This window comes from Hymenobacter chitinivorans DSM 11115 (assembly GCF_002797555.1).
GTDB classification, from domain to species: domain Bacteria; phylum Bacteroidota; class Bacteroidia; order Cytophagales; family Hymenobacteraceae; genus Hymenobacter; species Hymenobacter chitinivorans.
On sequence record NZ_PGFA01000001.1, the window covers coordinates 497,558 to 512,196 of the forward strand.

Consider the following 14,639-nt stretch of genomic DNA (forward strand, 5'->3'; position numbering starts at 1 on the left):
AGTTCTTAGCGGCGGCCCGTCGGGATGCGGAACTGCAGGCCGATGGAGGGAATAAAAGTGATGCCGCTGAGCTTGGTAGTCTTGTTGTTGAGCAGCTGATACTGGCCGTAGTTCTGGTAATACAGGGCCAGGGCCGGCACCACGTAGGCGTAGCGGAAACCCAGCTTGGCATTGAGGAACGCGCCGTACGAGGAGAAATCCTGCTTGCCCAGCGGCAGGCTCGGAATCAGCTGGTTGTTGGTGTAAATGTTCCGGGGCTCGAAGCCGTAGCGCAAAAACGTGTGCGCGTACACTACACCGTAGGAAATGGCCCCGATTTCCTCTTCCGGCCCGAAGGAATGGCTGAACACGAGCGGCACCATCAGGTCGTTGCGGTTGGCCGTGAATTGCAGCAGGCTGTTGATGTTGTCGAGGAAGGGCAAATCGGGCAGCTTGGCGCGCTGGGTGGCAAACTGCAGCCCGATGCTGCCGTACATGCCGCCGGCCGCCCCGCCGGGCCGCTCGGGTGTGCCGGTAGTGCCCAGAAACTGGTACATGGCATCGAAGACGTGGGAGCCAAAGGCGTATTTATAGCCCACGTCGAGCCGGTCAATAACGCCGTAGCGCACGTACAGGTCGGAGGAGGGCTGCACCGGGTCCAGGGCGTAGGCCAGGGCCGCAATCTGCAGCTTATCGACCAGCTCGCCGGAGGTGCCGTAATCCACTTTTTCCTGGCTGAGCAGCTGCTCGGCGGCTTCTTTCACGGCCGAGCCCGTTTTGCCGATGGTGGAAGTCGGCACGTTGAAGGCCAGGTTGCCGCCGGCCTTGAACTCGCCTTTGGGCGTCACTTTGCCCGACATCGTCATCAGGCGCGGGGCGGTGCAGGCAGAGGTAAGCAGGGTGGCGGCGGCCAGCAGGGCCTGGGCCGAGCGAAGGAAAAAGTGGCGGGTCATAGGGCAGAAAGGAAAAAAATCGGGAAGGGCCGGAGCCGGGGCGCGAATCCAAAACCACGCCGAAAGTACGGCGCCGGGCCGCGGAAGGGTGTCAAAGAAAAGAACCCGGCCCCGAATCTGCCAAGCTCTGCCCGACATTTCAGTTATTTGGCCTCCGTAAGCAGCCAACTCTCCCGCATGAATATTCTCTACGGCGTCCCCGGCGAAGGTCTGGGCCACGCCACCCGCAGCAAGGTCGTTATCGGGCATTTGCTCAGCCAGGGCCACAACGTGTGCGTGGTCAGCAGCGCCCGGGCCTTCCAGGTGTTGTCGGCCAACTTTCCCGGCCGGGTCCACGAAATCCGCGGCTTCCATTTGGCCTACAAGGATTTAACGGTGTCGAAGTCGCGCACGGCGGCCCTGACCCTGCGCGCGGCCCCGGAAAATCTGCGTGTCAACTTTGCCAAGTACCGGGAGCTGCTCTGCGACTTTACGCCCGACCTGGTCATTTCCGACTTCGAGTCGTTCAGCTACTTCTTTGCCCGCTGGCGCCGCCTGCCGCTGATCAGCATCGACAACATGCAGATTATCAGCCGGGCCCAGCTCGATATTGCGGTGCCCCGGCCCGAGCGGGGCAACCTCAGCCTGGCCCGGCAGATTGTGCGGGCCAAGCTGCCGCGCAGCCGCCACTACCTGGTCACGACCTTTTTCCAGCTGCCCGTCATCAAGGCCAATACCACCCTGGTGCCGCCCATTATCCGCCCCGAAATCCTGGCGGCCCGGCCCCGTACTGGCCAGCACGTGCTGGTGTATCAGTCGGCCACCAACCAGAAAGACCTGGTGCCCATGCTGCAGCAGCTGCCCGGGCAGGAATTCCGGGTGTACGGCTTCAATAAGGAGGAAACCCACGGCAACGTGCAGCTGCGCGCTTTCAGTGAGCAAGGCTTTATTGAGGATTTGGCCAGTGCCCGGGCCATTATTACCAACGGCGGCTTTTCCCTGATCAGCGAGGCCGTGTACCTGCACAAGCCCATCTGCGCCATCCCGATTCCGGCCCAGTTCGAGCAGTTTCTCAACGCGGCCGAGGTGGAAAAGCTCGGCTACGGCCGCCACTTCGAGGCCCTTACTGCCGACAACGTCAAGGCTTTTCTCTACGACCTGACCGGCTACGAGCAGGCCCTGGCCAGCTACCACCAAACCGGCAACGAAGTGCTGTTCAGTCAGCTCGAAGCATTGCTGGCCGAAGTGGGTCCGGCCCTGGCGACTTCCTGAGGCCGGCAGCAGCTGGGTTGCCGAAGTTGGCAGTTTGGAGGTAAAATAGGCCGGCAGCCCGCGGAAATTGGCTATTTTGGGCAACCATGAACCACTCACCACTGGGCCGGCTGGCCCGCACTGCGGTTATCTTAAGTTGTTGGGGCGCCGGCCTGGCCGCCTGCACGGCTCCGGCCCGCACCGCTACGGCTCCCACGGGCCCTAATAAGTTTACCGATGCCACCCTGCGGCAGATTGCCACGGCCCAGGACGCGCGTCAAACCGCCGCCCTGCTGCCTTTCCTGGACCGGCCCGAGGTGCTCTACCGCCGCGAAGCGGCCCTGGCCCTGGCTTCGGTGCAAGATAAGGAGGCCATCAGTGCCCTCACCGCCCGCCTCGCCGACCCCGAGCCGGCCGTGCGTGTGGCGGCGGCCTACGCCCTGGGCCAAACCGGCGACTCGACGGCCGAAATAGCGCTGCGGGAACGGATATTTCAGGAAAAAGACGCCCTGGCCCGGCAATACGCCCTCGAAGCCCTGGGGCGCTGCGTGTCGCAAAACGGCCTGAGCATGCTTGCCCGCTTGCCCGCCGCCCTGGGTGCCGATACAGCTACGCTCAATGGGCAGGCCTGGGGGTTGTACCGGGCCGGGCTGCGCGGCGTAACGTCGGAGGCCGCCGTGGGCCGGCTGATTCAGCTCCTGAACCCGGCCAATCCGTACCGGGCCCGCCTGGCGGCGGCCAATGCCCTGGCCCGCACCCGGGGCCTGAACCTAAACTCCTACGCTGGCGCTATTGCCGGCGCCGCCCAGGCCGACCCCGCCTACGCCGTGCGCAGTGCCGCGGCATCTGCCCTGAGCAAGGCCAACCAGTCGGCCACGGTGCCGGGCGTGCTGGCCACCCTGGCCCGCCGCGACTCTGATTACCGGGTGCGCATCAGCGCCCTGCGGGCCATGACGGCGGCCCAGTACGCGCCCGTGAAAGAAGCCGCCTGGGCCGCCCTGACCGATTCGCACGAGCACGTGGCGCTGGCTGCGGCCGAGTTTTTTCTGGCTCACGCTACGGGGGAGCCCGGCTCTATTTTTCTGGAAAAAGCCAACAAGCTCACCGCCTGGCGCCCCCGCGCCACGCTGCTGGCCACGGCCCTCAAACTGGGCGGGCCCGAGCAGAATGCCATCCGGGCGGCCGTGCAGGAGCGGTTTGTCGGCTCGGCGAATCCCTACGAAAAAGGGTATTTGCTCAAAGCCCTGGGCGAGGACCCGGCCGCTTACGACTTCGTAACCCAGGCCACTTTTGCTACCGGGCAGCCCCTGGTAATCGGCACCTACGGCATCGAGGCCCTGGTAGCCATGCGGCGGCTGCCCAGCTTTCCGGCCGAGCAGCAGTCCACGTTTGCCCTGGCCATGCAGCGCGCCATCCGCGGCGGCGACGTGGCCGTGATGGGTACGGCCGCCGAGGCCATCCGGGACCCGAAACTGGACATGCGCCGGGTGTTTGCCAACGCCGACTTCCTGAAGCTGGCCCGCGAGAAGCTGGTGCTGCCCCGCGACCTGGAAGCCTGGCAGTCGTTGCAGCAAACCATTGACTACCTGGAAAACAAGCCTACGGCGCCCTTTCCGGTGGCTACTTCCGCTACTCACCCCATCGACTGGGGCTTGGTGCAGGCCATTCCGGCTGGGCAGCGCGCCCTGATTCAAACCAGCAAGGGCCCGGTCATTTTTCAATTGCTCGTCAATGAGGCGCCCGGCTCGGTGGCCAGCTTCGTGGCCCTGGCGCGGCAGGGGTTCTACAATGGCAAAAACTTCCACCGCGTGGTGCCCAACTTCGTGGCCCAGGGCGGCTGCCCGCGCGGCGACGGTTGGGGCAGCTCCGACTACAACCTGCGCTCCGAGTTTGCCGACCTCCGCTACGGGGAAGGCGCCGTGGGCCTGGCCTCGGCCGGTAAGGACACCGAGAGCTGCCAGTGGTTTATTACCCACGCCCCCACACCCCACCTCGACGGCCGCTACACCATTTTTGCCCAGGTAGTAAGTGGCATGGACGTGGTAAGCCGCCTGGAAATCGGGGACCGGATTGAGCGTATCGAGCTGATGCGCTGAGTGGGGCTGCTACCTCTTTACACACTACGGGCCGCCTTCGTCTGAAGGCGGCCCGTAGTGTTGATAATCATTTGCGAAACCGGTTATTGCTTTACCAGGCGCAGCGCTTTGCCGGTAATACCCGCGCCGTTGACCCGTACCAGATACGTGCCCGCCGGCAGGGCGGCGGGTAGGCGCAGTTGCGAATTGGCGCCAATCAGCGCCTGCTGCAGTACCAGGCGGCCGGTCAGGTCGGTGACGGTGACTTGCAGCGGCCCGGTAGCGGGAGCCGAGAGCTGCACTACGGTGTAGGATGAGGCTGGGTTGGGAGCCAGGGCCACTGTGGTAGTGCGTGCTTCCCCACCGTCGCGGGTGAGGCTGACAACCGGCGAAATAGACACCTGGCCGTTGAAATCAATCTGGCGCAGGCGGTAGTAGAGTTGGGAAGCGGCCCCGATGGTCTGGTCCAGGTAGGAATAGGTGCTGGTCGTGCTCGTCGTGCCGTGGCCGGCCACAAAGGCCAGCTGCTGCCAGGTTTTGGCGTCGAAGCTGCGTTCTACGGCAAAGCCTTTATTGTTACGTTCCGAAGCGGTACGCCAATCCAGCACAACTGTGCCCCGCTTGCGCTCCTGGGCCGTGAAGCTGATCAATTCCACCGGCAGTGGGGGCGTAGCCGAACCCAGGGTAAATGGGCCCATCGTAGCTACCGGGGCGGCCGAAGCCACGGAGCCAGCCGTCTGTGAGCCACCCAATCCGCCATTACCCGCCGTTACCCAGGTGCTGCCGTCGAAGCGGGCTACTTGCAGGTTGCTGGAAAAGTCGTCGATGCCGCTCCGGCCTCCGTCTTCCCAAAACAGCTGCACGCTGACGGCATCCGTGGAGCCAGTGCGGTCCAGAGTCCAGTATTCTACGGCGCTAACTCGCTTCAGCGGGTCAGTGGCCGTTTGGTTGGCATAAGGGGCGGCAAAATACTCGGCCGTGAAAGCCGAGGCGGCCGTAGCCGGCGCTGAAATGCCCATCCGGGCCCACACGCCGGCCTTACCCACCGGAAACACAAAGCCGGTGTTGCCCAGCTTGCGCAGCGGCCCGCTCACGTAGGAGCCGGTATTGCCGGTTGTGGCGCTGGCCCCCGCCAGCAGCGTCAGCAGGCCCGCGGGGGAGGTGCTGAGCAGACCGTTGGTCAACGTCAGCACGCCGGAAAGGTCGAAGGCCGCGCCCAGCGTGGCCGTTTTGCCGGGCGCATTGAGCACCAGGTTCTGAATGGTCGTTGCCCCGTCGTTGGTCAGGCGTAAGCTCTTCTCAATCGTGGCCGTTTCGGCGTAAGTTGTGGCTACGGCTTCCACCGTGCCACCCTCACTAACGGCCGTCAGGCCTTCCTGCAGCCGGCCACTGGCGCCGGCATTGGGGCTAAAACCATCCACGTGCACGTAGCTCACGTCGCACTGAAAGCCCGTGGCATCGGCGGCGTCGGTGCCGGTATGCATGAAAGGCGAGTAGTCGACGCGGCCCGTAGCGGCCAGGGACGACACTTGGGCGAAATTGGTGCTCGGGCCACCCAGGGTGATAACCAGGCCATTTTGCCCGTTAGTGCCCCGAATAGCGGTGGCCTGGGCCTTGCCCAGCCAGTTGAGCGAAGCATTCAGCACATTGGCCAGGTTCACGGCCCGCACCGCCGTCGTGCACGAGTCCAGCCGATTGTTGCGGATGCTGTCGGCGCTGGAAATCAGGGAGGCGTTGCGGTCAATGTCGAAAAACGGCGTTGAGCTGGAACTGTTGGCCGGCCGGTCCTGCACCTGCACGCCGCGCTGGCACTGGGCTATTACGTTGCCGAATACTTTGTTATTACCTCCTTCCAGCACCACGCCAAAGCCGTTGATGTTGACAAACGTGCGCAGGGCATCGGCCAGGTAGCCCCGCACGATGTTGTTGGCAATGTATGCGCCCCCCGTTTTCAGGTCGCTGGTTACCCCGCCACCAGTCACGATGATGTTCCGGTCCCGGTCAATAAAGGCAATACCGGCGTTGTCCTCGGTCAGGTTGGTGGGGGCTCCGATGGTTCGCACCACGTAGTTGTTGCGCACCACGAAGCTGCCCGGGCCGCTGCTCAGGCCCGTGCCCGTGCACGATTTCAGCTCCAGGCCGTTAGAGGCGTTGTTGCGCACGAAGTTGTTTTCAATCAGGGCGGCGGGCGTGGTGTAGTTCCCGTCACCATCGCGCAGGCCGGCGGCGCCCAGCACCGCAATGGCCGGCCCCAGGTTAAAGCCCAGGCGACAGCCCCGGATAACGAGCCCACTCACGCTGCCGTCGTTGACGTCGATACCGGCGCGGCGGTTTTGCTCAAACACGCCGTCCTCAATCAGGATGTTGATTTTGCTGCCGTTCACCAGAAACAGACCCCGTCCGGCGCCGTTGTTGCGCGTGTTTGGGTCCAAGGCCGTTTTGGTGGCCCGCACCCGCCGGAAGGTGATATTCTCGGTATAGTTGGGGTAGCCGTTCCAGTAAATGCCAAACTGCCGGTTTTCAGTGGTGGCGACGTCCTCGAGTAGAAAGTTGACGTGGTTGCTCTGGTTGTCGCACTGAATTCCGTAGTCGTAGGCCCGTACTTTCAGGTCGGCAATAGTCACGGGGCTGGCCGGGGTGCCGCCGGTGGCCGTAATAAAAATGCCGGTTTCCCGGGTCTGCACGTCGCTCGGGGCTAGACCGCCGTCAAATACCGTGCGGGCCGTGTCCACGCCCTGCAGGTTGATGTTCTTGTTGAGCACCACCCGCTCGGGGTACGTACCCGCGTCGATAAAGATGGTAGTTGTGGCACCGTCGGCACTGGCCAAGGCCTTGGCCACGGTGGCGAAGGGCGCCGTCGTGCTGCCGTTGCCCGTGGCGTCGTTGCCGGCGGCGCTGGTATACACGTCGCCAGTTCGGGCGCCGTCATTCACGTACAGCGCCTGGGCCTGGGCCGTAGCCAGGCTGCCGGTAAGCAGAACCAGGAAAAAGCCGTAGATGGCTTGGGGTAAGAAGTGTTTCATAGCCAGATTGAGAAAGAGCGGTTGGGGCCTGAACGGGTTTTGGCCCATTTAGGTTAGGAATAATTCTGTTTTTCGCCTCCCGAATTTTGACCGAATAACGCCGGTTGCGTATTCCTCCAGTCTGGCGGCGAGAGGCGCCATAATATAACAAAAAGATTTAGCTAAGTAATTGTTATATAGATTTGTAAGAATGTAGCGCCATAATTTGAATTGCACCGGTCTTCAGGGCTAATGCCACTGGCTAAAGGGTAAGATAATTAGCTGTACAAACCGAGCGAGTTAAATTGTTAATGGGATAAGTGCAAATAGCTGTAATAAAAAACGCCGAACTCTTTGGAGCCCGGCGTTTCCCAAATATAGACGAAGTGAGGCTGTTGTTAAGCGTCTTCGCGCCCGTGTACCTGGGCTGGTGGAGTGGTGGCTTCTACGGCCGTGAAGGTTTCCAGCACCTTATAGGCGTGCGACGCTTCCTTGGGCACTACCCAGGAGTTGCCGGGCTCCAGCAGCACCATCTGGCCTTCAATGTGTAGCTCGGCCTTGCCACTGAGCACGTAGCCCACCGTTTCGTAGGGCCGGGTCACGGCCTCTTTGGCCTCGCCAGGCTCCTCGTTTTCCCAGAGCCGCATGGCCACGTGAATGCCGGAAGCCAGGTATTTTTCGCCGTCTTTGCCTTTGGGCGAGAATCGGGAGTCGATTTTGGTGATGGAGGTATCAGCCATAATAGGGTAGGGGTAAGGTGAAGAGGTTGGAACGGGTAGGTTATTGTAGACCTAACGCAAGGCAGGTCGGAGCGGTTGTGTTGCAAACCTTCCGGCCGGCCCTTGGTTGCAGCATACGCCCCGGACCCTATATTGCCGTCGTAAGCAGCTCCTTTTCGTCCGGGCCGCACCTTTTTTGCCTTCCCCAATGCACGCCGCTTTTATTCAGTCCCTGGCTGCTGCCCACCAGCAGGCCTCCGCTCCCTTACCCGGACAGGAATTGTGCCTGCTCGCCGACCAGCTGCTGCAGGTGCTGTTTCCGGAGCGGGCCCCGCGGCCCCTTAGCAGCACCGACGCCATTGAGGCCGTGCTGCACCAGCTCCAAACCGAGCTGGCCGAACTGCTGCGCTCCGTACTACGCCCGGCCGAGGCCGAGGACATTGCCCTGACCTGCATGCAGGGCCTGCCCCAGCTGCGCGAGCTGCTCCTTCAGGACGCGGCCGCCATTGTGGCGGCCGACCCGGCCGCCCAGGGCAGCGAAGAGGTTATTAGCACCTACCCGGGCTTCTACGCCATTGCCCTGCACCGCTTTGCGCACGCCCTTTACCAACTGCGGGTGCCACGGGTACCGCGGTTGCTGAGCGAGTATGCCCACGCCCGCACCGGCGTCGATATTCACCCCGGTGCCCGGATTGGTCCCTCGTTCTGCATCGACCACGGCACGGGCATCGTCATTGGCGAAACGGCCGTCATCGGGGCCTTCGTCAAGATTTTCCAAGGCGTCACGCTCGGGGCCCTGAGCGTGGCCAAGCACCTGGCCAACATTAAGCGCCACCCGACCATCGAAGACCATACCGTGGTGTATGCCGGGGCCACTATCTTGGGCGGCAGCACGGTGGTGGGCAGCCACAGCATCATCGGCGGCAACGTGTGGCTGACCGAGAGCGTGCCGTCCCACTCCCGCGTCTACCACCGGGCCCAAATTCACGTGACCCGTTCGGAAGACCCCTCAGCTGATATTACCTTCTCCATTTGACCCAACGGCGCTTTGCCGCCCTCGGCCCGGGCCTTGCGGGCCTGCCGGTTCTGCGCTTCCCGTCTCAACCTGTTGCTTCATTCATTTTCCCAACCTCATCTTTTCCCCATTTCATCAGATGAAAGCCAACACCATTCTTGATACCATTGGCAATACGCCCCTGCTGCGTCTGAACCGCCTGTTTGCCGACCGCCCCGACGTTGAAGTGTGGGTAAAGCTGGAGCGGGCCAACCCCGGGGGCAGCATTAAAGACCGGATTGCGCTGTCCATGATTGAGCAAGCCGAAAAAGACGGCCTGCTCACCCCCGACAGCCTGATTGTGGAACCCACCTCCGGCAATACCGGTGTCGGCCTGGCCATGGTAGCCGCCGTGAAAGGCTATAAGCTCACGTTGGTAATGCCCGAGTCCATGTCTATTGAGCGCCGTCGCCTGATGGCCGCTTACGGGGCCAATCTGGAGTTGACGCCCCGCGAAAAGGGCATGAAGGGCGCCATCGAAAAAGCCCACGAGATAGTGCGCGACACGCCCGGCGCCTGGATGCCCATGCAGTTTGAAAACCCGGCCAACATCAAGGTGCACGCCGAAACGACGGCTCAGGAAATCCTGCGCGACGCGCCCGAGGGCTTCGATTATCACATCACCGGTGTAGGCACCGGCGGCCACATCACGGCCGTGACTGAAGTTCTCAAGCCTGAGTTCCCGAATATGAAGACCTTCGCCGTGGAGCCCGAACTGTCACCCGTTATCAGCGGCGGCGCCCCAGGACCCCACCCCATTCAGGGCATCGGCGCGGGCTTTATACCGGCCAACCTGCACACCGAAATTCTCGACGGTACGATTCAGGTGAGCCAGCAGGAAGCCTTCGACATGGCCCGCCGCGCCGCTCGCGAAGAAGGCATCTTCATCGGCGTTTCGTCCGGGGCTTCCCTGGCGGCCGTGGCCAAGAAGCTGCCCGAGATGCCGCAGGGTAGCCGCGTCCTGACCTTCTGCTACGACACCGGCGAGCGGTACCTGTCGGTCGACGGCCTATTCGTGTAAAGCAGCGCTTTAGTCCCAAAAAAGCCCAACCTGACCGGTTGGGCTTTTTTTATGGCTCGTTAGCCGACGCGGCGTAGGGGATGGGCAACAAAAAAGCCCATCCGGTCAGGTTGGGCTTTTGGTGGAGAATATCGGAGTCGAACCGATGACCTCTTGCATGCCATGCAAGCGCTCTAGCCAGCTGAGCTAATCCCCCTTTTTGTTTTATTCCGCAGTCATCTACCGTGGAATTGTGATGCAAAGGTAAGGGCCGATTTACAATGTGCAAGTGTTACGGAATAAAAAAACGCACAAAAAGTACATCAGCTTGATACTAAGCCACAAAAAAAGCGGGTGGAACACTGTTCCACCCGCTTTTGGGACTAGGCTGAAGAAAGCTTAGTTGAAGATATAGCGCAGACCCAACTGGAAGTAGTAGGTCGACGAGGGGCTCAGCGTGCGGCGGAAAGTTTCCTTTACCAAGTTGCCACGGTCCAGCTGGAGCGTGAAGGTAGGCTTGGCCGTGCTGCCGGGCGTCAGGGTGCTGGCCGGAATCAGAACCGAGCTGGCGTTGATCGTCTGGGTGGTGCCCCAGGTGTTGTTGAGCAGGTTGCCGGCGTTGAAGATGTCGATGCTCAGCTGCAGGGTATTGCGCTTGTCACCCACGTTCACGAACAGGTCTTGCAGCAGCTTCACGTCGATCTGGTTGCGCCAGGGCAGCAGAGCCCCGTTGCGCTCAGCGTACTCACCCTTGTGCTTGCTCAGGTATTTGTCCTGCTCCACGTATTTGAAGAACAGGTCGCTCTGCTCCTGGGCCGATACGGTTACACCGTTTACCGATTTCGGTACGAAGGTGATTTCCGAGGCGTCCTTCGGGATGTAGATCAGGTCAGCGTTGGCACCGTCCCGGTTGAAGTCGGTGCTGTAGAGGTAGGAGAAACGGCCACCCTGGCTGCCTTCGTAGAACAGCGACACGGTCGTGCCCAGGTGCTCGAGGTATTCCTTGCGGTACGAGAGCGAAGCAATTACGCGGTCTGGCACTACGTAGCTGGCGTAGCTCAGCTGGGGGTTGTTCGAACCGTTTACCGAGGGGTTCTGCTGCCACGACGACAGGGGCTGGTCGCCACCACCGTCGAACAGGTTGCGGGCGTCGCTGCGCACGTACGCTACCGAGGCGAACAGGCCGGTGTCGAATTGCTTCTCCAGTTTGCCCGTTACCGACCAGTAGTAGCCTTTGGTAGCGTTGTCCAGTACAATCGTGTTGAAGGCCTGGCCGTTAGCCGTACCATTTTTAACTGCCTGACCAGCGCTGCTGATTGGGTTGATGAACTTGTCGGTTGCAGCGCTAGGATAGATCAGGCGGTTATCGGGGTAGCCACCCACGTTCAGCGGACGAGGATCCACCAGGTTGGGGTTGCGGAAGATGGCCGTGTTCAGGTCTTTGTTGTAGATACCTTCGATCGAGCCCACGATGCCCAGGGGCAGCTTCACGTCAACAGCCAGGCTGCTCTTCCAGGTCTGGGGGAACTTGAAGTTAGGAGCAACGGCCGAAATTGGGTTCGGGATTACCGTACCAGCCACCGGAACGGTTTCGGGACGGTAGAAACCGGGGTCGGCCTGGAAGCCCTGGTACGAGTTAGGAGTGCCGCGCAAATCCTTTACGGCATTACCCGAGAACGTGCGGGTTACCTGCAGCAGACCAGCGTCGCCAGCCTGGCTTACAATCCATACGTAGGGAACCTTGCCGGTGAAGATACCCGAACCACCGCGCAGCTGCACAGTAGCGTTGCCTTCTACGTCCCAGTTGAAGCCCAAACGGGGCGACCACAGAACTTTCGAAGCGGGCAGGGTAGCGGTGTTGATTTTCTCGCCGTTGGCAAAGGTCAGGGCCGATACCAGGGGGTGCTCTTTCAGGGCCTCGGGGAAGGTGATGTAGTCGGCACGCAAACCACCAATCAGGCGGAAAGTGTTCGACAGCGAGTATTCATCCTGGGCGTAGAACGAGTACTGGCCAAACTTAAACGAAGGGAAAGCCTGGGCGAAGTTCGGAGCCAGCGAGTAGGTGATGGCGAAGTCCGACGGCAGAGCGGCGGCGCGCTGAGCGGGCGTCAGGCTGGGGTCGCTGGCCGTTTTGAAGTCTTCAAACGAGTTGAAGCGGTAGTAGCTGGCGGCGAAGCGCTGGAAGCCGTTCTTGGTGGTGCTCAGGTCAATCTGGCCACCCAGGGTCAGGTTGTGCTTGCCCAGAACCCAGGAGAAGTCGTCGCGGAACGAGTAGATTTCTACGTTACGCAGGTTGCCCAGCGTGAAGGGCTCGTAACCGAACGAGGTGAAGGGCGTCAGGTTGCCGGCGCCATCGTCCTTGAGGATGTCTACGAAGGGGAAAATCTTCGAATCCGAGGTGCGGGGGTCGTTCTGCTTGGTGTAGGTAGCCCGGAACGTGTTGGCCATGTTGCTGCCGAACGTGGAGTTCAATTCAGCGGCCAGCGAGTAGAAGTTAGCTTCCTGGTAGTAGCCGGCGTTCTTGAAGAACAGGGCGTTCAGGTCGGTACGGCCCGTGCCGGTGGCAAACTGCGTCAAGGGGCTCGACGAGGTGCTGGGGAAGTTCGGGTTTTTGCCTTCGGTCTGGCTGTAGCGCACGTTGAAGCGGTGACGTTGGCTGATGTTCCAGTCGATGCGGGCCAGCAGCTTGTTCCGCGTGTTGACGAAGTCGTAGCCCTGGTAGGGGCCGGGCTCGTAGTCGAGCGTGTTGCGCAGGTAGTTGCCGATTTCGTCCAGCTCGGAAGCTTTCGGGCGGGCAATGTTGGTAGCCGAGCCATAAGGAGCCGCGTCGGTAGCCGCTACGCGCGTCTGGCCGGGAACGGTATTTTTCTCGATTTCGGCGTTAACGAAGAAGAAGACTTTGTCTTTGATGATGGGACCACCCAGACGGAAGCCGTACTGGTTGAAGCGGGACTGAGACAGGTCGAAGGTTTCGTTGGCAATCTTGTTGCCGATGAAGCTCTGGTCGCGGTAGTAGGTGTATACCGAGCCCGAGAAGTTGTTCGAGCCCGAGCGGGTTACGGCGTTGATGGCACCACCCACGAAGCCCGACTGGCGCACGTCGTAGGGGGTTACGCTGACGGTAATCTGTTCAATGGCGTCCAGGGAGATGGGCGAGCCGTTGGCGGGCAGGTTGCCGCCGATACCGAAGTTGTTGTTGAAGTCGGAACCGTCGACGGTGAAGTTGTTCTGACGGTTGTTACCGCCACCTACGTTAGCACCGTTGGCCTGGGGAGTCAGGCGGGTGAAGTCGTTCAGGCTCCGGCTGATCGAAGGCAGACGCTCAATCTGCTCGCGCTGTACCGATGTCAACGAGCCGGTGCGGTCCGAGTTCAGGATGTTGTCGCGCTGACCCCGAACTACTACGTCGGCCAGTTCCGTCGTTGCCTCGCTCAGGTTGATATCCAGGCGCAGGTTTTGACCCAGCGTCAGGAAAATGCCGTCACGAGCCGCGTCTTTGTAACCGATGAAGGTCACGCGGACGGAGTACGGACCGCCTACGCGCATGCCGCTGATGTTGAAGCGGCCTTCCGAGTTCGTGGGCGACACGTATTGGGTGTTCGTTGGGGTGTGAACGGCAATAACCGTCGCGCCTGGCAAACCAGCTCCGGACTTGTCGGTGATGACACCGTTCATGGCCGAAGTGGTTACCTGACTCCACGCCGCCGGGGCTGACAACAGCGTCAACACCAGCAAGAGTAAGAGGCGTAAACGTGAGTGTTTCATAAATGGGTAAGTAGGTGAAAAAAGAGGAGGCTTAAACTGAAAAGGAACGCAAAAGTAAGGACGTTTTTCACCGGGTCCGTTACCAAATCTTTGTCTTTGGTGAACGGTACCCGTACCAGGGGTTTTCTACCACAAAGGTAAGAGGGAAATTCACAATCTGGGCCTCACCGCCTTGATAAAGCGACTCAGATAATAGTCGCTCTCCAAGCTGTTCTCAACTACTCCTAACGAGCTGGAAGAGTGGATGAACTGCACACTTTCCGGGCTGGCCTCCGTCACTAGGCCCACGTGCGTGATTGTGCCGCTGCCAGGTGAAGCTCCGAAAAATACTAAATCACCGGCTTGCAAGTCCTGGGGCTTTATCGGGGTGCCCCACACGGCTTGCTCATTGGAAGAGCGGGGAATCTGCACGTCGATGGCGGCGAAGGCGGCACACAAGAGCCCCGAGCAGTCCATGCCCAAACGGGTGGTGCCGCCGTACTTGTAAGGGGTGCCTTCGTAGGAGCGGGCTGCTTCAATAACCGTGGCTAGGTCGCGCGAGACGGTGGCGGGCGTACTGGCCCGCTTCACCACAATTTTGGACTTACCCGTCGGGGCCGAGGTTTTGGTTTTGGCCTTGGCCACGGGTCGGGCCCCACCGCGGCGGCGGCGCTCCTCGGCCTTGAGGCGGGCCATTTCGCGGGCCGAATAATAGCGGCCGTTGCGCTGGTTGAGCTGGCGGGAGCCCCCGCAGCTGGCCAGTAGGACTAAGACACAAAGCAGTAGCAGTGGCCACCAACGCAGCTGTTGGAGTGAATACTGTACCTTCGTAAGGTGTTCCCGCATCGGGACAAAGATACGTGAATCGTTCATTCTGCCGTCT

General features: G+C 61.2%; 9 protein-coding genes and 1 tRNA gene. 4 read left to right on the plus strand and 6 right to left on the minus strand.

The window, feature by feature from the left end:
- Positions 1 to 5 precede the first annotated feature (5 nt).
- The gene (locus CLV45_RS01890) at positions 6 to 932 is read right to left on the minus strand and encodes a hypothetical protein (RefSeq protein WP_100334705.1); all 927 of its coding nucleotides are present in this window, start codon (positions 930 to 932) and stop codon (positions 6 to 8) included.
- A 177-nt stretch (positions 933 to 1,109) separates the two neighbouring features.
- On the opposite strand from CLV45_RS01890, the gene CLV45_RS01895 reads away from it, so the two are divergent.
- Both CLV45_RS01895 and CLV45_RS01900 read left to right on the plus strand, forming a co-directional pair.
- Positions 1,110 to 2,183: an MJ1255/VC2487 family glycosyltransferase gene (locus CLV45_RS01895; protein WP_100334706.1), complete on the plus strand. Its 1,074-nt coding sequence runs from the start codon at positions 1,110 to 1,112 to the stop codon at positions 2,181 to 2,183.
- A gap of 86 nt (positions 2,184 to 2,269) precedes the next feature.
- Entirely contained in the window at positions 2,270 to 4,258 is a 1,989-nt protein-coding gene (locus CLV45_RS01900) for a peptidylprolyl isomerase (protein ID WP_100334707.1), read from the plus strand.
- Between the two features lie 83 nt (positions 4,259 to 4,341).
- Here the strand turns inward: CLV45_RS01900 and CLV45_RS01905 are convergent, their stop codons facing one another.
- Positions 4,342 to 7,260 (minus strand): T9SS type A sorting domain-containing protein, encoded by a 2,919-nt coding sequence (locus tag CLV45_RS01905; protein ID WP_157807231.1) that lies wholly within the window; start codon positions 7,258 to 7,260, stop codon positions 4,342 to 4,344.
- Between the two features lie 377 nt (positions 7,261 to 7,637).
- A complete protein-coding gene (locus tag CLV45_RS01910; protein WP_100334709.1) occupies positions 7,638 to 7,979 on the minus strand; it encodes a cupin domain-containing protein in 342 nt (113 codons plus the stop codon).
- A gap of 187 nt (positions 7,980 to 8,166) precedes the next feature.
- Between CLV45_RS01910 and CLV45_RS01915 the strand changes: the two genes are divergently transcribed.
- On the plus strand, positions 8,167 to 8,994 hold the full coding sequence (locus tag CLV45_RS01915; protein WP_100334710.1) for a serine O-acetyltransferase: 828 nt from the start codon (positions 8,167 to 8,169) through the stop codon (positions 8,992 to 8,994).
- A gap of 118 nt (positions 8,995 to 9,112) precedes the next feature.
- Complete coding sequence (gene cysK, locus CLV45_RS01920) at positions 9,113 to 10,033, plus strand: cysteine synthase A (RefSeq protein WP_100334711.1); 921 nt, start codon at positions 9,113 to 9,115, stop codon at positions 10,031 to 10,033.
- Between the two features lie 119 nt (positions 10,034 to 10,152).
- Here the strand turns inward: cysK and CLV45_RS01925 are convergent.
- The 3 genes from CLV45_RS01925 to CLV45_RS01935 form a co-directional block, all read right to left on the minus strand.
- Positions 10,153 to 10,229: transfer RNA gene (locus CLV45_RS01925), tRNA-Ala, on the minus strand.
- Between the two features lie 182 nt (positions 10,230 to 10,411).
- Entirely contained in the window at positions 10,412 to 13,777 is a 3,366-nt protein-coding gene (locus tag CLV45_RS01930) for a TonB-dependent receptor (RefSeq protein ID WP_100334712.1), read from the minus strand.
- A gap of 150 nt (positions 13,778 to 13,927) precedes the next feature.
- Positions 13,928 to 14,629 carry a C40 family peptidase gene (locus CLV45_RS01935; protein ID WP_245882559.1) on the minus strand — a complete coding sequence of 234 codons (702 nt, stop codon included), beginning with the start codon at positions 14,627 to 14,629 and terminating at the stop codon, positions 13,928 to 13,930.
- Positions 14,630 to 14,639 lie beyond the last annotated feature (10 nt).